The organism is Phenylobacterium sp., assembly GCF_035309685.1.
Lineage (GTDB): Bacteria > Pseudomonadota > Alphaproteobacteria > Caulobacterales > Caulobacteraceae > Phenylobacterium.
On record NZ_DATGEX010000017.1, the window covers coordinates 1 to 17,966 of the forward strand.

A 17,966-nucleotide genomic window follows, 5' to 3' on the forward strand; every position below is an offset into this window, starting at 1 on the left:
GACGCGCCGGCCGACAGGTGGTTGTAGCGCAGCATGTCGATCAGCGGGCTCTCGATGACGATGGCGTTGAACAGCTCCGGATGCTGGGTCATCGAGACCGTGGTCAGGATGCCGCCGTTCGACCGGGCGTAGATGCCCAGATGGCGTGGCGAGGTGATCTTGCGCGCCTCCAGGTCCTTGGCGACCGAGGCGAAGTCGTCGAAGGCCCGCTGGCGGTGCTCGCGCAGCGCCGCCTCGTGCCAGGCCGGCCCGAACTCGCCGCCGCCGCGGATGTTGGCGATCACATAGGCGCCGCCGCGCTCCAGCCAGAGCTTGCCCATCTGCGGGATGTAGACGGGCGGTTCCGAGAGCTCGAAGCCGCCGTAGCCGAACATCTGGGTCGGCGTGGAGCCGTCGAGCTTCATGTCCTTCCGGTGGACCACGAAGTAGGGGACCTTGGTCCCGTCGTTCGAGGTCGCGAAGTGCTGCTCGACCACGTCCTTGCTGGCGTCGAACTGGGCCGGCAGCTGCTTGACCTTGGCGACCGCGCCGTCGGCCTCGGCCAGCCACAGGGACGTCGGGTCGAGGAAGCCTTCGACGGTGAAGAACAGCTGGTTGTCGTCGTCGCTCGCCGCGACCAGCTTGATGTTGGCGTTCCCCGGCAGCTTCAGCCGGCGCGGCAACCATACGCCGGCCTTGTGGTCGTAGGTGTCGACCGCGCCCTTCACGTCCTGCAGCAGGTCGATGACCAGCCGGTCCTTGGACGAGGCCACCTGGTCGACGGCGTCGTGCGATCCGGGCATGAACACCAGCTGGGCCTTGGCCGCGGCGGGGTTCTTCTTCAATTCGGTGAGGTCGTAGCTGATGACAGCGCCGGCTTTGAAGGCTTTCCAGTCCTCCTTGATGGTGAAGACCAGCTGGCCGTCGACATAGGTGTCGCCCTCGACCTTCTTCGGGAGCGGGATATCGGTCAGGCCGCCCTTGTCGTCGAGCAGCTTGTATTCGCGTTCGTAGAAGGTGAGGCCGCGGTCGACCATCACGCCATCGACCTGGCCGTCCCTGCCTTCCAGCACCCGCGCGCCGGCCTGGACGTCGCTCTTTGCGCCGCGGAACACCTCGCGGGGCTCAGCCCCGCCGCGCTTCACGATCTTCACCACATAGGCGTAGCCGGACTTGGTCACCTCGTCCGGCGTCCAGGGGCGCGAGACGATCAGCGTGTCGCGGTCGATCCAGGCGGCGTTCTGCTTGGCGTTCGGGAAGTGGAAGCCGCCGTCCACGAACTTGCCGGTCGCAGTGTCGAACTCGCGGTCCTCGACGGCGTCGGAGCCGCCGTTGGAGAGGTGCACGAGGCAGAGCGTCTGGGCGGGCTTGAGGCAATTGGCCCCCTTCCAGATCCAGTTCTTGCCCTCGGCTTTCGACAGCGCGTCGAGGTCGAGCAGGGTCTCCCACTTCGGATCGGCGGTCTTGTAGGAGGCCAGCGTCGTGTGGCGCCAGATGCCGTGGATATGGGTCCCATCCTGCCAGAAGTTGTCGACCCCGCCGGCCCTGAAGCGTGGGAGCGCGATGCGGTCCTTGGCGGTGAAGATCGCCAGGGCTTCCTTGCGGAACACCTCGTAGCGCGGGTCCTCCTCCAGCCGCACGTGGCTCTTGGCGTTCTGCCCCTCCACCCAGGCCAGCGCGCGCGGGCTTTCGATGTCCTCCAGCCATAGGAAGGGATCGACCGCGCCGACCTCCTTGGGGCCCTGGGCGTGGGCGGCGGTGAGCGAGACGCCGGCGATGGCGCCAGCGAGAACAAACGGGGCGACAGCGGCGAGCGCGAGCGGCAGAGCTTTCATGCCGCTTTTCTAGCCGGGCCCGAACGGGCCTGTCTCGCGCCGAGTGGTTTCGGGCCAGAAACGTGCGCGCGGCGGCGTTGGGATGACCGCCAAGACGCCAAGATCACCAAGGGTTCCGAGCTGAAGGAGGACACGAAGACCACGAAGACCACGAAGAGGCCGCGTCGCCCGCGAGCGCAGCGAGCCGTCTTTCCAATCCCCTGGAGGACTCGGCGTGCGGCCGGCCAGGTGGCGGAGCGTCTTCGTGATCTTCGTGTCCTTCGTGGTCTTCGTGTTCGATCGGGGCGTAGCGGCCTAGCTCGGTCTCTTGGCGAACTTGGCGTCTTGGCGGTTCCAAAAAGCCCGCGTCTGCGCCGGCGCGTGCGTCGCGAGCCCTCTTCGCCTATATGTCCGCCGCCATGAGCCGTCCGTTCCTGAAGATGAACGGGCTCGGCAACGACTTCGTCGTGGTCGAGGCCCGCAGCGCGCCGTTCGAGCCGAGCGCCGAAGAGGTGCGCGCGCTGGGCGACCGCGCCCGCGGCATCGGCTTCGACCAGCTCATCGTCCTGGAGCCGCCGGCCCCCGGCGAGGGCGTCGATGCGCGGGTGCGGTTCTGGAACTCGGACGGCGAGGAGATTTCCGCCTGCGGCAACGGCACGCGCTGCGTCGGCTGGCTCCTGATGCAGGCCTCCGGCGCCGACCGGGCGGTGATCGAGAGCAAGGCCGGGCGCCTCATCGCCACCCGCGCCGGCGAGCGGCTGGTCAGCGTCGACATGGGCAAGCCCGGCCTGGACTGGCGCGATATCCCGCTCGCCCGCGAGCAGGACACGCGCGCCCTGGACGTGGCGCTGTATCCGGACGCACGGCTCTCGACCGCGCCGGGATGCGTCTCCATGGGCAATCCGCACGTGGTGTTCTTCACCCCCGACCTGGACGCGGCGCCGGTGACCACCGCCGGGCCGATGGTCGAGCATCATCCGCTGTTCCCGCAAGCCGTGAACGTCGGCTTCGCCCAGGTCATCGACCGTGGCCGCATCCGGCTGCGCGTCTGGGAGCGCGGCGCGGGCCTCACCAAGGCCTGCGGCACCGGCGCCTGCGCCGCCCTGGTGGCGGCCGCGCGGCGCGACCTCACCGACCGCACCGCCGTGGTCGTCACCGACGGCGGCGAGCTCCTGATCGAGTGGCGCGCCGACGACGACCACGTGATCATGACCGGCCCGGCCGCCGTCGACTTCGCGGGCGAGCTGCCATGACCGCCCGCGCCCACCAAGACGTCGACGTGGTGACCTTCGGCTGCCGGCTGAACGCCTACGAGAGTGAGATCATCCGCAAGCAGGCCGCCGCCGACGGCCTCTCCGACGCCGTGGTCTTCAACACCTGCGCGGTGACCGGCGAGGCCGTGCGCCAGGCCCGCCAGGCGATCCGCAAGGCGCGGCGCGAGCGGCCGGGCGCGACGCTGATCGTCACCGGCTGCGCCGCCCAGATCGACCCCGCCGCCTTCGCCGGCATGCCTGAGGTCGACCTGGTGCTCGGCAACGCCGAGAAGGCCGCGCCCGGCGCCTATCTGCCGTTTTCGCGAGAGTCTGGGCCGGAGCTCGGCCGCGTGCGGGTCAACGACATCATGAGCGTGCGCGAGACCGCCGGTCACCTGATCGACGGCCTGAAGGATCGCGCCCGCGCCTACGTCGAGGTGCAGAACGGCTGCGACCACCGCTGCACCTTCTGCATCATCCCGTTCGGGCGCGGCAATTCGCGCTCCGCCGCCGCCGGCGAGGTGGTGGCGCAGGTCAAGCGCCTGGCCGCCCAGGGCTACCGCGAGGTCGTGCTGACCGGCGTCGACGTGACCAGCTGGGGCGCCGACCTGCCGGGCGCCCCGACGCTGGGCCAACTGGTCGCGCGGATCCTCAAGCTGGTCCCGGAGCTGCCCCGCCTGCGGCTCTCCTCCATCGACGCCGCCGAGATCGATCCGGACCTCATGCGCTGCCTCGCCGAGGAGCCGCGGCTGATGCCCTATCTCCACCTGTCCCTACAGGCCGGCGACGACATGATCCTCAAGCGCATGAAGCGCCGCCACAGCCGCGCCGATGCTCTGCAACTCATTGAAAACGTTCGTGCTGTCCGCCCCGACACCGCCTTCGGCGCCGACCTGATCGCCGGCTTCCCCACCGAGACGGACGCCATGTTCGACAACACCCTTTCCATGGTCGAGGAGGCGGGCCTGTCGTTCCTGCACGTCTTCCCCTACAGCGCCCGGCCCGGCACGCCGGCCGCGCGGATGCCGGCGGTGAAGGGCGGCGTCGTGAAGGCCCGCGCCGCGCGGCTGCGGGCCGCCGGCGAGGCGGCCCTGGCGCGGCATCTGCAGCGACAGGTGGGGCGGACGCTGATGGGCCTGGTGGAGCGGGACGGCCTGGCGCGGGCCGACGACTTCACCGAGATCGCCTTCACCGGCGAGGCGACCGTGGGCGAGATCGTATCCCTGGTGGTCACCGGCCACGACGGGAGGCGGGCGCTCGCCCGGACCCGGGTGCTGGAGGCCGCCGAATGAGCCTGAGCGGCGGATGCCAGTGCGGCGCGATCCGCTTCCGGGTGGATGGCGAACTCGGCGAGGCGTCGATCTGCCATTGCCGCATGTGCCAGAAGGCCATGGGCGCCTTCTTCGGCCCGTTCGTCGAGGTGGGGCCCGCCGGCCTCGCCTGGACCCGCGGCGCGCGCAAGCGGTTCCAGAGCTCGAACAAGATCCATCGCGGCTTTTGCGGCGACTGCGGGACGCCGCTGACCTTCGAATACGGCGAAACCCACCTGTCGCTCGCCATCGCCGCCTTCGACCGGCCGGGCGAGATCAGGATCAGCGAGCAGCTTGCCTCGAGCGCCCGCCTGGCCGATTTCGCCGAGCTGGCGGCGCTTCCGACCCATCCGGAGGACGAGCCCAGGGCCGCAGCCCACATCGCGAGCATCGTCTCCTACCAGCACCCCGACCACGACACCGAGACCTGGCCGCCGAAGGCCTGATCAGCTCTCGGGGTCGACCGGCCCGCCAAATCCCGGCAGGGACCACTTCCACAGGATCGCCCCGGCGCGGATCGTCAGCGCCACGATGAACCCCAGGACGCCGGCCGGAATGGCCGGCGTGCCCACCAGCTCCAGCGCCACGAAGGTCGCCGCGCCGGCGAGCGCCGGGGTGACATAGAGCTCGCGCTGCAGCAGCACCGAAGGCTCGTGGGCGAGCACGTCGCGGATCACCCCGCCGAAGGTGGCGGTGAGCACGCCCATCAGCACCGCCGAGAACGGCGGGACGCCCAGCGAGATCGCCTTCAGGGCGCCGACCACGGCGTAGGCGGCCATGCCCAGGGCGTCGAGCCAGGTCAGGATGCTGCCCCGAAACCGCCGGGGGCCGACAATCCAGACGGCGAGCGCGGCGGCGAGACAGACGACGATGTAGGCAGGCCTCCCCACCCAGAACACCGGCGCTCCGATCAACAGGTCGCGAAGCGTGCCGCCGCCGACCCCGGTCACCGCGGCGAAGAAGCCGAAGGTGACGATATCATGCTTGCGCCGCGCCGCCGCCAGCGCCCCGGTCGCGCCGAACACCGCCACGGCGGCGTAGTCCAGCACGGTCAGGGTGGCGCTCAGGCGATCCATGGGGCCTAGCGTCCTGATTCCGAAGTTCGCATGCGCATGTGGCGGGCTCCGACGAACTTCGGAATCAAGAAGGACGCTAGCAAGTATAGGCTTTTCGCGTGCTTCTTGGATTTGAAGTTCGCTCTGCGCACGACCCAGAACGAGGCGAACTTCAAATCCCGCACGTGAGCCTGCAAGGGTGCGTGACGTGGTGCAAGCGCCCAGCTAGAAGCGCCTCCATGACCGAACCCAAACGCGGCTGGTTCGCGCGGCTCACCGAAGGCCTGACGCGCTCGTCGAAACAGATCGGCGAACAGATCACCCAGGTCTTTGTGGCCAAGGAGCCGCTCGACCAGGCCAAGCTCGACGAGCTGGAGGAGATGCTGATCGAGGCCGACCTCGGCCCGCATTCCGCCGCCCGCATCACCCAGCGCTTCGCCGACGAGAAATTCGGCAAGGATGTCGACGAGGCCGACATCAAGGAGGCGCTGGCCGCGGCGATCGGCGACGAGCTGGCCACCCACCAGGCGGATTTCGACGCGCTCTCGGGACCCAAGCCCTATGTCGTGCTTTTCATCGGGGTGAACGGATCGGGCAAGACCACCACGCTGGGCAAGATCGCGTCGGACCTGGTCGGCCGCGGCGCCAAGGTGCTGGTGGTGGCCGGCGATACCTTCCGCGCCGCCGCCGTCGAGCAGCTGAAGATCTGGGCCGAGCGCGCCGGCGCCGACTTCATCTCGCGGCCGATGAACTCCGACGCCGCGGGGTTGGTGTTCGAAGCGGTCGAGCGGGCCCATGCTCAGAACTACGATGTCGTGCTGGTCGACACCGCCGGGCGCCTGCAGAACAAGCAGGGGCTGATGGACGAGCTGCACAAGATCATCCGCGTGGTGAAGAAGATCGATCCGGACGCGCCGCACGAGACCCTGCTGGTGCTGGACGCCACGGTGGGCCGCAACGCGCTGGCCCAGGAGAACATCTTCGGCAACCAGATCGGCGTCTCCGGCATCGTCATGACCAAGCTGGACGGCACCGCCCGCGGCGGGGTGCTGGTGCCGGTCGCTCAGGCCTCGGACAGTCCGATCAAGCTGATCGGCGTGGGCGAGGGGATCGACGATCTGCAGCCGTTCAACGCCCACGCCTTCGCGCGGTCTCTGGTCGGGCTGGCGGAGCCGATACGATGAGTTGGGCGCGCGCGTGAGTGAGGGCCGATGAGTGAAATGACGCCGCAGGCCCGCGCCCTGCCCGCCTGGGTGCGCTACACGATCGACTACGGCGGTCTCGCCGCCTGGGTGCTGACGATCGCGATCACCCGCAACGGCGTGACCTCGAGCTGGGTGATCGTCGCCGCCTCGCTCATCGCCCTGGTGGTGGGCGTGGCGGTGGAAAAGCGGGTCCCGCCGATGCCGTTGGCCACCGCCGTGCTCGGCATCATCTTCGGCGGGCTGACGCTGTTCTTCCACGACGAACGGTTCATCAAGGTCAAGCCGACCATTCTCTACACGGCCTTCGGCCTCTTCCTGGTCACCGGCGCGCTGCGCGGCAAGAACCCGCTGAAGGTGTTGATGGGCGACGCCTTCCATCTGCCGGAGACGGTGATCCGCACCCTCACGGTGCGCTACGCCCTGTTCTTCTTCGCGCTCGCCGCCGCCAACGAGGTGGTTTGGCGCACGCAGAGCACGGTCTTCTGGGCCTTCTTCAAGTTCCCCGGCGTGCCGATCCTCATCTTCCTGTTCGCCATGAGCCAGGCGCCCCTGATGATGAAGCATATGCCCGACGAAGAGCCGAAACCGCCGCCCGAGGGCTCCTGACAGCGAGCTGATCGCCGCTGGGGGCTTGCTGCGCCGCCCACGGAAGGTCTGTAATCAAATCGACGTAATCCTCCTTTAGTGACGGCGGCGAGCCTCGCGGGGGACGACCGATGGCCAAGACCAAGTCAGGCGCTAAGGGCGGTATCGCCGCCTTGGATCAATCGGCGAGTCATCTCCTGCACCGCGCCCTGCAGCGCGCGCTGGACATCTATGTGGAGGAGTTCGGCGAGAGCGGCGTGACCCAGCGTCAGTTCGCGGTCATGGCCGCCGCCGACGAGCGCGAGGGGGCGACCCAGGCCGACCTGGTGCGGATCACCGGCATCGACCGCTCGACGCTGGCCGACATGGCCAGGCGGATGATCGCCAAGGGCCTGTTGGAACGCGAGCGCTCCAACGTCGACGCCCGCGCCAACGCCGTGCGTCTGACCGACGCCGGCCGCGCGGCGCTGGCCGACGCCCGCCCGAAGATGGCGTCCGCCGACGGCAAGCTCCTGAAGCTGATCTCCGGGGGCGGCCGGCGTGCGACCTTCCTGGCCTTGCTGCGCGACCTCACCAAGTCCGCGGCCCCCGCCGATCCCGCCAAGCCCAAGGCCGCAAAGGTGAAGGCGCCCAAGCCCGCCAAGGCCGTGAAGAGCGGCAAGCCGCACAAGGGCGGCAAGAAGGCGAAGAAGAAGGCGGCTTAAGCGGCCTACGCCGCCTGGCTCTCGTCCCGCGGCTGGCCCGGGCCGGCGATGGTCGAGGGGCGCAGGTGGGGCGAGCGCAGGCGGTCGTAGGAAACCTCGCTCAGGTCGCTCGTGATGATCTCCAGCAACCGAGGCCCGCCCACGCGAACCGGCGGCGGCTTGCCGAAGACTTCGCGCCAGAGCGCGGCGGCCTCGTCGTAAATGCGCTGGTCCCGATCTTCCATGACTCGGAAAACACGGAATCGCCTACGGCGTTCCACCCTTCCGAAAGTTAATTATTTTAACAGCTTAAGCGGTCAGTGGCTTCGCTTCAGACGCGAATGTCGAGAAGCGAGCCGGGGCGCAGGACTTTGGTCGGCGGCTCGGCGTTGGGGGCGGGGCGAATCTCGGCCCGCTGAACCGGCGCGGTGGAGGGCGTGAACACAGCCGTCTGCGCCGCGGCGACCGGAGCCGCCTGAGACGCCGGCGCGGCCGAGCGGCCCATGGCGGCGTCGAAGAAGGCCCGCTGCGCCGCGGCGCGCGCTGCATCGGCCGGCGCTCCGGCCCCTTGGGGCTGGCTGGCGGGCGTCGGAAAGGCGTCGGGGCGGATCGGCGTCACGGGCAGGCGAGCTCGGGTTTATGGTTAACGCCCGCTCAATCTGGCCCCCAGCCGATCAACGCGCGGTTAACATCCGTGCGGTGAGCGCGCGCGCGTCGCCTTGCGTGAGGTTTGTGTATTTCGCCAGCACCTTGCCGTCGGCGGCCACGAGATAGGTCTCCGGCACGCCGGAAAGACCAAAGTCGATGCCTGCGCGGCCGTCCGGATCGGCGACCTTGGCCATGTAGGGATCGCCGAGCTTGGCGAGGAACGCCTGGGCGGCCTGGGCGGAGCCGCGCGGCGCCACGTCCTCGTAGTTGACGCCGATGATCCGCACGCCCTGCGACTTCAGCTGCATCAGAACCGGCTGCTCGATGGCGCAGGGGCCGCACCAGGAGGCGAAGAAATTGACCAGCACCGGACCCTGCTTGAGCGCGTCGCGCAGGCGCACCTCGGCGCCGGAGTCGAAGCTTGGCAAGGTGACGTCGGGCATCTGTTTGCCGACCATGGCCTGCGGCACCACCTGCGGATTGCGGTGCAGGGCGTAGCCGGCGAAGAACACGCCGAGCGCGACGATGGCGATCAGCGGCAGGGCGGCGAACCAGCGGGTCATTTGCGCGCCATTACTTGCGGGTGAGGGCTTCGGCGCGCCGGCGCCAGCGGCGCGCGTGCAGGAGGGTGCTGACGATCAACAGCACCCACATGGCCGCGCTGATCCCGTAGGCGGTCCAGATGAAGAAGCCGTACTTGCCGGTCTCGAGATGAATCATGGCCTAGCCCCTAGCGGCCCGCAGCGCGGCGGCGTCGGCGCGGCGGCGCCAGATCTCGCCGCGGATCCGCACCAGCCAGAGCGAGCCGAACGCCGACATGTAGCTCAACGCCACCAGGATCGCCGGCCAGTAGAACACCGGCGCCAGCGCCGAGCCGCCGGACCGGAACACCGAGGCGCCCTGATGCAGGGTGTTCCACCAGGTGACGCTGTAGTGGATGATCGGCAGGTTGACCGCGCCCACCAGGGCCAGGATCGCCGCGGCGCGGCCCCCCTTGGTCTCGTCGTCCATCGAGGCCCGAAGCGCGATGTAGGCGAGATAGATCAGCAGCAAGGCCAGCACCGAGGTCAGGCGCGCGTCCCACACCCAGTAGGTTCCCCACATGGGCCGGCCCCAGAGCGAGCCGGTGACCAAAGCCAGCACGGTGAAGCCGGCGCCGAGCGGGGCTGCGGCCTGCGCGGCGGCGTCGGCCAGCATCTGGCGCCAGACCAGGGCCAGCAGGCTCGCCACCGCCAGGCAGGCGTAAACGAACTCGCTCATCCAGGCTGAGGCGATGTGAATGAAGAGGATGCGGACGGTCGCGCCCTGCTGGTAGTCGGGCGGCGCGCTCCAGCCGAGGTAGAGGCCCAGGACGCCGGCGGCCACGGCGAGAGCGCCGAACAGCGGCGCGGCCCAGCGCGACCAGGCCATGAACCGCTCGGGATTGGCGAACAGCAGGACGAACGCATGCCACGAGAGGCGCGGGCCCATCGACGGCGAAGGCGGAGCGGTCATGCAGCGGGCTTAGACCGCGGACAGGGGGTCCGGCAAGCGGGCCCCCTTTCGATCGCCACTACAGATGCGGCGGAGCGGCCGGCCGCGGCGGCATAGGGGGCAGCGGCGGCAGGGGCGGGACGCCTTCCATGTTCACCATCACCCGCATGTTGCCCATGTTCATCATCGGACCCATCGGGCCGATCATCAGCATCGGCAGCTCGTCGAACACCTTCTTCTGCGAGGGCTCGAGCTGGTCGTAGAACTTGCGGGTGGCTTCGATGCGGGCCTTGCCCTGGGCGGTCTGCTCGGCGAGGCGGGTTTCCATGTCGGCCAGCCGCTGGGGCGTGGTCTTGGGCGCGTCGCCATGGGCCCCATCGCCGTGATTGGACATCTCGACGATGGTCTCGTGGCGATGGTCGGGCTTCACGGCGGCGAGGTAGGCGGTGAGCGCGGCTTCCTGGCTGGGCTTCAGCTGCAGCATGGTGCGCAGATGCTCGGCCTGGTCCATGTGATGGCCTTCGCCGCCGTCGCGCATGATCACCCGGCGCTCGATGCGCTGGCCGTGTTCGTGATCGCTGGCGGCGGGCGTGGCCGGAGCCGCGGGGGCGGCGGCCTGGGCGAAGGCGGTGGTGGCGGCCAGGGCGAAGGCCGCCCCCGCGAGGTATCCCAGAACAGGGCGTGACATGGGCATGTCTCCAGATTGGAAGGGCGAGCTTCACCGTTGTCCGGGATATTGGCGAAACGGCGCCATGCGAAATGAAGCTTTGGTAATGCTCGCCAGGGGTTGGCGCCCTAGGACAGGGCGTTGCGGCAGGCTGCGGCCATGAACAGCGGGCCCAAGGCCACGAAGGCCGCCGCATAGGCGCAGAGGTAGGCGAAGCCCGCGGTCCACGGCAGGCCGGTCTGATAGGCCGCCAGCGCGCCGCCGCCGAAGATCACCGGGGCGATGAACAGCGGCAGCACGATCACCGCGGTCAGCAGGCCGCCGCGGCGCGCGCCCAGGCTGAGCGCTGCGCCGATCCCACCGGTGAAGGTGAAGGCGAGGCCTCCCACCAGCGCGCAGACGAAGATCAGCGGCGCGAGCGCCACCGGCGCGCCCAGGCTCATGGCGGCGATGGGGGCGGCTGCCGCCAGGGGCGCGCCGGTCGCCAGCCACTGGCCGAAGCACTTGACCGCGCAGATAAGCTCCAGGGGCGTGGGCGAGAGGGCCAGGTGATCGAGCGCGCCGTCCTCGAAGTCGCGCTCGAACAGCCGGTCGAGCGAGAGCAGCGAGGCCAGCGCCAGCGCCACCCAGGCCGCGCCCGGCGCGATGGCCGCCAGCCGCTGCGGCTCGGGCCCGATGGCCAGCGGCAGCAGGGTGGCGACCCCGGCGTAGAAGCCGACGCTGACCATCGGCCCGCCGCCACGGCCCCAGGCCAGCGCCGTCTCGCGGGCGAGCAGGGCGGAAAGCCTGCTCATCCTACTTCGCTCCCTTCAGGAGCTTCGAAGGATCAAAGTCAGCCCTCCGAAGCCTTGGCGTAGGAGGGCTCATGATCCGATCTCCAGCGCCTTGGCGGCGATCGGCAGGGGGTCATGCACCGCGGCCAGGATCAGGCCGCCGCCGGTCAGGTGCGCGGCCATCATCTCGCCGAAGCGGATGCGCCAGCGGGCGTCCAGCGGGCTCAGCGGCTCGTCCAGCAGCCAGAGGGGCCGAGGCGCCGCCAGCAGGCGCGAGAGCACCAACCTGCGCCGCTGGCCGGCCGAGAGGCGCCTGACCTCCAGGTCGAGCAGGCCGGTGAGCTCCAAGGTCTCGGCGGCGGCGAGCGCGCTCGCCGTCGTCCCGCCGCTCCAGACGCTCCAGAAATCCAATTCCTCACGGGTCGTGCGGGCGGGCTTCAGCCCATCCTGGTGGCCGACCAGGTGCAGGCCGCCGGCCCGCGCGTCGCCGGCGTCGATGGCCCCAAAGCCGATCTCGCCCTCTTCGATGGGGACCAGCCCCGCCACCGCCCGCAAAAGGCTGGTCTTGCCCGCGCCGTTGGCGCCGGTCAGCGCGCAGGCCTCGCCGGCCTGCAGGCTCAGCGACAGGCCGCCGAACAGCTTGCGCCCGCCCCGGCGCACGGCCAGGCCGCTCAAGGTCAAGGCATCGATCATGGCGCCGCCAAGCTCAACCGTGGCCGTGCATGGACGCGTAACACTGCGCGGTCTATGAAGCCCGCGGCCGCCGTCGCCTCGGGGGACCCTCGCCGCGCAGGTTCGGACGCTGTGTGTCCGTTCATCAAAGCGCGCGATCTCCGGGGTGGGCGTGGTGCGGCCGGGACAGAGAGAGGATCTCCCCAAATGGCGTCAATCGACAGCTTGAAGACCCGCCGTGAACTCACGGTGGGCAAGCAAACCTACGCTTACTACAGCCTTCGCGCCGCCGAGGAAGCCGGACTTTCCGGCATCTCGAACCTTCCGATCTCCATGAAGGTGCTGCTCGAGAACCTGCTGCGCAACGAAGACGGCACATCGGTGGGCCGTGACGACCTGCAGGCGATCGCCGCATGGCTCACGAACAAGGGCTCGGTGGAGCACGAGATCAGCTTCCGCCCGGCGCGGGTGCTGATGCAGGACTTCACCGGCGTGCCGGCGGTGGTCGACCTGGCCGCCATGCGGGACGCGATGACCCACCTGGGGGCCAATCCGGAGAAGATCAATCCGCTGAACCCGGTCGACCTGGTGATCGACCACTCGGTGATGGTCGACTATTTCGGCACCGCCAAGGCCTTCGGCGAGAACGTCGACCGCGAATATGAGCGCAACATGGAGCGCTACCGCTTCCTGCGCTGGGGTTCTTCGGCCTTCAACAACTTCCGGGTCGTGCCGCCCGGCACCGGCATCTGCCACCAGGTGAATCTTGAGTACCTCGCCCAGACCGTCTGGGTGAACGAGGACGCGGGTCACGCCGTGGCCTATCCCGACACCGTCGTCGGCACCGACAGCCACACCACCATGGTCAATGGCCTCTCGGTCCTGGGCTGGGGCGTCGGCGGCATCGAGGCCGAGGCCGCCATGCTCGGCCAGCCGATCCCGATGCTGATCCCCGAGGTCATCGGCTTCAAGCTGGAGGGCGCGATGCCCGAAGGCGCGACGGCCACCGACCTGGTGCTGACCGTCACGCAAATGCTGCGCAAGTAGGGCGTGGTCGGCAAGTTCGTGGAGTTCTACGGCCCGGGTCTGGCGAAGATGACCATCGAGGACCAGGCGACCATCGCCAACATGGCCCCGGAATATGGCGCGACCTGCGGCTTCTTCCCGGTCACCCGCTCGACCATCGACTACCTGACCGCCACCGGCCGCGACGCCCAGCGCGTGGCGCTGGTCGAGGCCTACGCCAAGGAACAGGGCATCTGGCGCGAGCCGAGCGACCCCGATCCGGTGTTCACCGACACCCTGGAGCTGGACCTGAGCTCCGTGCTGCCCTCGCTCGCTGGCCCCAAGCGTCCGCAGGACCGCGTGGTGCTGACCAACGCCGCGGTCGAGTTCAAGGCGGCGCTGGCCGGTGACTTCGGCAAGGCCGAGGACATGGCGAGCCGCGTTCAGGTGGAGGGCGCCAACTTCGACGTCGGCCACGGCGACGTGGTGATCGCCGCCATCACCTCCTGCACCAACACCTCCAACCCCAGCGTGCTAATCGCCGCGGGCCTGGTCGCCAAGAAGGCCGTCGAGCTTGGCCTCAAGGTGAAGCCGTGGGTCAAGACCTCGCTGGCCCCCGGAAGCCAGGTGGTCACCGACTATCTGAAGGCCGCGAAGTTGGACAAGAGCCTGGATGCGCTCGGCTTCAACCTGGTCGGCTACGGCTGCACCACCTGCATCGGCAACTCCGGCCCGCTGGCCGAGCCGATCTCGGACGCGGTGCAGAAGGGCGATCTGGTGGCGGTCTCGGTGCTGTCGGGCAACCGCAACTTCGAAGGCCGGGTGAACCCCGACGTGCGCGCCAACTACCTGGCCTCGCCGCCGCTGGTGGTGGCCTATGCGCTGGCCGGTTCCATGTCGATCGACATCACCACCGAGCCGCTGGGCGAGGGCAAGGGCGGCAAGCCGGTCTATCTGAAGGACATCTGGCCCACGACCGAGGAAGTGGCCGCCCTGCAGCGCAAGTTCGTGACGCAGAAGATGTTCGCCACCCGCTACGCCGACGTCTTCAAGGGCGACAAGGCCTGGCAGGGCATCAAGATCGAGGGCGGCCAGACCTACGGCTGGGACATGGGTTCGACCTACGTCCAGAACCCACCCTACTTCCAGGACATGTCGATGGAGCCGACGCCGGTCACCGACCTGGTGGAGGCCCGCGTGCTGGCGGTGTTCGGCGACTCGATCACCACCGACCACATCTCCCCGGCCGGTTCGATCAAGGCCACCTCGCCGGCCGGCGTCTATCTGCGCGACCGCCAGGTGCCCTCGACCGAGTTCAACTCCTACGGCGCGCGCCGCGGCAACCACGAAGTGATGATGCGCGGCACCTTCGCCAACATCCGCATCCGCAACCGCATCACGCCGGAAATCGAAGGCGGCATGACCAAGCACTTCCCCTCGGGCGATGTGATGTCGATCTATGACGCGGCCATGCGCTACCAGTCCGAGGGCCGCCACCTGGTGGTGTTCGCGGGCAAGGAATACGGCACCGGCTCGTCCCGCGACTGGGCGGCCAAGGGCACCAAGCTCTTGGGCGTCCGCGCCGTGGTGGCCGAGAGCTTCGAGCGCATCCACCGCTCGAATCTGGTCGGCATGGGCGTGCTGCCGCTGCAGTTCCTTCAGGAAGGCTGGCACAAGCTGGCGCTCACCGGCGAGGAGATCGTCACCATCCGCGGCCTGACCGAGCTCTCGCCGCGCCGCCAGCTGACCGTCGAGATGTACCGCCCTTCGGACGGCCGCATCGCGCGCTTCCCGGTTCGCTGCCGGATCGATACGCCCACCGAGCTTGAGTATTACAAGAACGGCGGCGTCCTGAACTACGTGCTGCGCAACCTCGCGCGCACCGCCTGAATGTGCTGGGCGGGCGGCCCGGCAGGGTCGTCCGTCCACCGCTCACGCCTTGTTGTAATTTACTTGGCGCAGATGCCCCTTTAAGCCCGAGGCGATGCGGAAAGCGGCGCTTTTCAGCCTGACCTTGCTCGCCCTGCCCCTGTCCGCCGTTTCGGGGACGGCGGCGGCCAAGCCGCCCGTGGTGGTCGAGCTTTATACGGCGCAGGGTTGCGCCTCGTGCGGCGAGGCCAACGGCCACGTGGCCAAGCTGGCCGAGAAGCCGGGCCTGCTCGCCCTCACCTTCTCGGTCGGATACTGGGACTACCTCGGCTGGGCCGACACCTTCGCCAAGCCCGAGTTCGCCGAGCGCCAGAAAGCCTATGCGGCGAAGCTGGCGCTCCGCGAGCCCTACACGCCGCAGGTGGTGGTCGATGGGGCGGCCCAGGCCACCGGTTCGAAAACCGCCAAGGTCGACAAGCTGGTCGCCGACGCGGCCAAGGCGCGGCGCGCAACCCCGCCGGACGTGCATTTCGTCGGCGAGCGGCGGGTCTATGTGGGCTCGGCCCGCGCGCCCAAGGGCGGCGGCGACGTCTGGCTGGTGCGCTACGACCCGCGCCAGCAGGACATCGCGGTCAAGTCCGGCGACAACAAGGGCCAGACACTCCCCGAAAGGAACGTGGTCCGCGACCTCACCCGCCTGGGCGCCTGGCGCGGCCAGCCGGTGTCGTTCAGGCTGCCCGCGCCCAGCGACGACGGGCTGAAGACCGTGATCCTCGTCCAGGCCGGAAAGGGCGGCCGCATCCTCGCGGTGGGTCAGCCCAAGGGCTGAAGCCAACCCCGCAAAAGAAAACCCCCGCGGCTGGAGAGCACCCGCGGGGGTTCTTGACGTTAAGAAGGCGTCGGCTGGCCAGTCCGCCGATCCAGGGGGGCTGGGGGGGCTGTTCAGGATCCGGGACCGCCGTCTCTGACCAACCGACAACTGCAATATCGGAACCCCATCGGGCGCTCGCGGGTCAGCAATAAGGTCATTTCGCGGCAGGGCCTTAAGCGCCTGCACGCCCCTCTGGCCCGAACCGGCGATTCCGGTCTAGGCTCGGGGCAATGGCTTTCGACTCGTCCCACGCGTCGCCGCGTCAGGCGACCGTCTTCTTCGAACGGCGCGAGCTGACCCGCCTGCTATCCCTCTATGGCCGCATGGTTTCCGCCGGCGAGTGGCGCGACTACGCCATCGATGGCCTGAGCGAATCGGCGGTGTTCTCGGTCTACAAGCGCAGTTCCGAGGCGCCGCTCTACCGCATCGAAAAGCGCCCCAACCTGGCGCGGCGGCAGGGCGCCTGGGCCGTTCTGGGTCAGGGCGGCATGGTCCTGCGCCGCGGCCACGAGCTGGAGCAGGTGCTGCGGTTCTTCGACCGCGGCCGCTTTAAGGTCGTCGACTAGATCCCCACAAGAAAAAGCCCCGGAGGTTTCCCGCCGGGGCTTTCGTCTTAAGTCTCTTCCGCGAGGGCCTAGCGGCGGTTGCCGAACAGGGCCAGCAGGAACTGGAAGAGGTTGATGAAGTCGAGGTAGAGGCTGAGCGCGCCGTAGCTGGTGGCCACGCTCATGCCCGCATCGTCGCCCTGCAGCTGGTAATAGGTCATCTTCAGCTTCTGGGTGTCGTAGGCGATGAGGCCGGCGAAGATCAGCACGCCGATCACGTCGACGATCAGCGCCATCATCGAGTTCTGCAGGAAGACGTTGATCAGCATGGCGCCGATCAGGCCCCACAGGCCCATGATCAGGAAGCTGCCGAAGGCGGTCAGGTCGCGCTTGGTGGTGTAGCCCACCAGGCTGAGCGCGCCGAACGAGGTCGCGGTCAGCAGGAAGGTCTCGCCGATCGAGGCGCCGGTGTAGCGCAGCACCACGACGCCCAGCGAGGCGCCGATGAGGGCGACCACCGTCCAGTAGGTGATGTTCGCCGACTTGGGCGTCACGCGGCGCGCGAAGCCCGAGAACAGCAGCACCGCCAGCGGCGCGAAGGCGACGACGAGCCCCAGGATCGAATAGCCCACCCGGCCGTTGGCCACGGTGAACATTAGGTCGCGCACGGGCGCGAAGGAGCCGGTGAGGTAGGCCAGCGCGGCGGAGAGCACGAGGCCCAGCGCCACCTTGTTGTAGACCCCGAGCATGAAACCCCGGAGGCCCACGTCAACCGACATATCGGCCGAACCCACCTGGGTCGGGCGCGCATAGCCGCGGTTGAAGTCGCTCATTTGAGCAAAACCCTTGATTTGAACGTCCCGATTGGACGCGCGCTAAATATCGGGTCCGCGTGAGGCGGAAGCAAGGCCTTGTTGGTCAAGGTCCCGTTAAGGTTTTCACCAAGGATTTCGGGGTCTTTTGCAGGGCGGCGCGGGCGGAGATAGTTAGGCGCATGATCCGGCTCTTCGCCGCTGTCGCGCTTCCCGAGGAGATCGGCCAGGCGCTCGCCCGCCGCCAGGCCGGCGTCGAGGGCGCGCGCTGGCGGCCGCTGGCGAGCCTGCACGTCACGCTGCGGTTCTTCGGCGACATCCGCGAGGACATCGCCCGCGACCTGGATTCCGAGCTGGTGGGCCTGCACGGCCAGGCCTTCGACCTGGAACTGGCCGGCGTCGGCGCCTTCGGCGAAGGCCCGGACCTGCATGTGCTGTGGGCCGGGGTGGCGGAGAACGAGGCCCTGCGGCGCCTCGCCAAGGCCTGCGAGAGCGCCGCGCGCCGCGTGGGCCTGAAGCCGGAAACGCGGGTCTACCGGCCGCACCTGACGCTCGCCTATCTGCGCCGCCCCGACCCGGCCGAGGTCGCCGCCTGGATCCAGGCCAACAACCTGCTCAGGTCGCCGCCGATCCGCGTCGCAAGCTTCGGCCTCTATTCCAGCTTCCTCGGCAGCGAGCAGGCGCACTACCGCTTGGAGGCCGAATATCCGCTGACCTAGGCCCCCGCCCTCGCCGCGCAGCGGCGAG

Annotated in this window: 20 protein-coding genes and 1 pseudogene; 10 read left to right on the plus strand and 11 right to left on the minus strand. The window is 69.0% G+C overall.

Translation table 11 applies throughout. The features are described from left to right. Window positions 1–1,814 (minus strand): prolyl oligopeptidase family serine peptidase (locus VKQ35_RS04885; RefSeq protein ID WP_324359110.1); only part of this gene is annotated, 1,814 nt, incomplete at its 3' end. 398 nt (window positions 1,815–2,212) lie between these two features. On the opposite strand from VKQ35_RS04885, the gene dapF reads away from it, so the two are divergent. Genes dapF through VKQ35_RS04900 form a run of 3 tightly spaced genes read left to right on the plus strand, consistent with a single transcriptional unit; the run spans window position 2,213 to window position 4,802 of the window. After that, window positions 2,213–3,046, plus strand: coding sequence for a diaminopimelate epimerase (dapF, locus tag VKQ35_RS04890; protein ID WP_324359112.1), 834 nt, complete (start codon window positions 2,213–2,215; stop codon window positions 3,044–3,046). Beyond that, the gene (gene mtaB, locus VKQ35_RS04895; RefSeq protein ID WP_324359115.1) at window positions 3,043–4,338 is read left to right on the plus strand and encodes a tRNA (N(6)-L-threonylcarbamoyladenosine(37)-C(2))-methylthiotransferase MtaB; all 1,296 of its coding nucleotides are present in this window, start codon (window positions 3,043–3,045) and stop codon (window positions 4,336–4,338) included. Before dapF ends, mtaB begins: the two co-directional genes overlap by 4 nt. Continuing rightward, window positions 4,335–4,802, plus strand: a complete 468-nt coding sequence (locus VKQ35_RS04900; RefSeq protein WP_324359117.1) for a GFA family protein — start codon at window positions 4,335–4,337, stop codon at window positions 4,800–4,802. Before mtaB ends, VKQ35_RS04900 begins: the two co-directional genes overlap by 4 nt. On the opposite strand, the gene VKQ35_RS04905 is transcribed toward VKQ35_RS04900, so the two are convergent. Next, the gene (locus tag VKQ35_RS04905) at window positions 4,803–5,432 is read right to left on the minus strand and encodes a trimeric intracellular cation channel family protein (protein ID WP_324359118.1); all 630 of its coding nucleotides are present in this window, start codon (window positions 5,430–5,432) and stop codon (window positions 4,803–4,805) included. 218 nt (window positions 5,433–5,650) lie between these two features. Between VKQ35_RS04905 and ftsY the strand changes: the two genes are divergently transcribed. From ftsY to VKQ35_RS04920, 3 genes are all read left to right on the plus strand, one after another. After that, window positions 5,651–6,595: a signal recognition particle-docking protein FtsY gene (gene ftsY / locus VKQ35_RS04910; protein ID WP_324359120.1), complete on the plus strand. Its 945-nt coding sequence runs from the start codon at window positions 5,651–5,653 to the stop codon at window positions 6,593–6,595. A gap of 27 nt (window positions 6,596–6,622) precedes the next feature. After that, a complete protein-coding gene (locus VKQ35_RS04915; RefSeq protein WP_324359122.1) occupies window positions 6,623–7,222 on the plus strand; it encodes an inner membrane-spanning protein YciB in 600 nt (199 codons plus the stop codon). Window positions 7,223–7,332: 110 nt separating this feature from the next. Further along, complete coding sequence (locus VKQ35_RS04920) at window positions 7,333–7,905, plus strand: MarR family winged helix-turn-helix transcriptional regulator (RefSeq protein ID WP_324359124.1); 573 nt, start codon at window positions 7,333–7,335, stop codon at window positions 7,903–7,905. Window positions 7,906–7,910: 5 nt separating this feature from the next. Here VKQ35_RS04920 and VKQ35_RS04925 read toward each other — a convergent pair whose 3' ends face one another. The 8 genes from VKQ35_RS04925 to ccmA form a co-directional block, all read right to left on the minus strand. Beyond that, window positions 7,911–8,129, minus strand: a complete 219-nt coding sequence (locus VKQ35_RS04925) for a hypothetical protein (protein WP_324359126.1) — start codon at window positions 8,127–8,129, stop codon at window positions 7,911–7,913. 86 nt (window positions 8,130–8,215) lie between these two features. Continuing rightward, window positions 8,216–8,503: a hypothetical protein gene (locus VKQ35_RS04930; RefSeq protein ID WP_324359128.1), complete on the minus strand. Its 288-nt coding sequence runs from the start codon at window positions 8,501–8,503 to the stop codon at window positions 8,216–8,218. Between the two features lie 55 nt (window positions 8,504–8,558). Next, entirely contained in the window at window positions 8,559–9,095 is a 537-nt protein-coding gene (locus VKQ35_RS04935) for a DsbE family thiol:disulfide interchange protein (RefSeq protein WP_324359130.1), read from the minus strand. Window positions 9,096–9,105: 10 nt separating this feature from the next. Next, window positions 9,106–9,252 carry a heme exporter protein CcmD gene (ccmD, locus tag VKQ35_RS04940; RefSeq protein WP_324359132.1) on the minus strand — a complete coding sequence of 49 codons (147 nt, stop codon included), beginning with the start codon at window positions 9,250–9,252 and terminating at the stop codon, window positions 9,106–9,108. Window positions 9,253–9,255: 3 nt separating this feature from the next. Further along, entirely contained in the window at window positions 9,256–10,002 is a 747-nt protein-coding gene (gene ccmC, locus VKQ35_RS04945) for a heme ABC transporter permease CcmC (RefSeq protein WP_324359270.1), read from the minus strand. An 82-nt stretch (window positions 10,003–10,084) separates the two neighbouring features. Then, a complete protein-coding gene (locus VKQ35_RS04950) occupies window positions 10,085–10,693 on the minus strand; it encodes a Spy/CpxP family protein refolding chaperone (protein WP_324359134.1) in 609 nt (202 codons plus the stop codon). A gap of 107 nt (window positions 10,694–10,800) precedes the next feature. Beyond that, the gene (ccmB, locus tag VKQ35_RS04955) at window positions 10,801–11,466 is read right to left on the minus strand and encodes a heme exporter protein CcmB (RefSeq protein WP_324359136.1); all 666 of its coding nucleotides are present in this window, start codon (window positions 11,464–11,466) and stop codon (window positions 10,801–10,803) included. Window positions 11,467–11,535: 69 nt separating this feature from the next. Further along, a complete protein-coding gene (gene ccmA, locus VKQ35_RS04960; protein ID WP_324359138.1) occupies window positions 11,536–12,138 on the minus strand; it encodes a heme ABC exporter ATP-binding protein CcmA in 603 nt (200 codons plus the stop codon). 186 nt (window positions 12,139–12,324) lie between these two features. Between ccmA and acnA the strand changes: the two are divergent. From acnA to VKQ35_RS04975, 3 genes and pseudogenes are all read left to right on the plus strand, one after another. After that, window positions 12,325–15,012: pseudogene (acnA, locus tag VKQ35_RS04965) on the plus strand (aconitate hydratase AcnA). Between the two features lie 94 nt (window positions 15,013–15,106). Next, on the plus strand, window positions 15,107–15,820 hold the full coding sequence (locus tag VKQ35_RS04970; protein WP_324359140.1) for a DUF1223 domain-containing protein: 714 nt from the start codon (window positions 15,107–15,109) through the stop codon (window positions 15,818–15,820). A gap of 272 nt (window positions 15,821–16,092) precedes the next feature. Then, on the plus strand, window positions 16,093–16,428 hold the full coding sequence (locus tag VKQ35_RS04975; protein ID WP_324359142.1) for a DUF2794 domain-containing protein: 336 nt from the start codon (window positions 16,093–16,095) through the stop codon (window positions 16,426–16,428). Window positions 16,429–16,496: 68 nt separating this feature from the next. On the opposite strand, the gene VKQ35_RS04980 is transcribed toward VKQ35_RS04975, so the two are convergent. Then, the gene (locus tag VKQ35_RS04980) at window positions 16,497–17,240 is read right to left on the minus strand and encodes a Bax inhibitor-1/YccA family protein (protein WP_324359144.1); all 744 of its coding nucleotides are present in this window, start codon (window positions 17,238–17,240) and stop codon (window positions 16,497–16,499) included. A gap of 161 nt (window positions 17,241–17,401) precedes the next feature. Here VKQ35_RS04980 and thpR point away from each other — a divergent pair, with 161 nt between their 5' ends. Then, on the plus strand, window positions 17,402–17,938 hold the full coding sequence (gene thpR, locus VKQ35_RS04985) for an RNA 2',3'-cyclic phosphodiesterase (RefSeq protein WP_324359146.1): 537 nt from the start codon (window positions 17,402–17,404) through the stop codon (window positions 17,936–17,938). The last annotated feature ends 28 nt before the right edge of the window (window positions 17,939–17,966 follow it).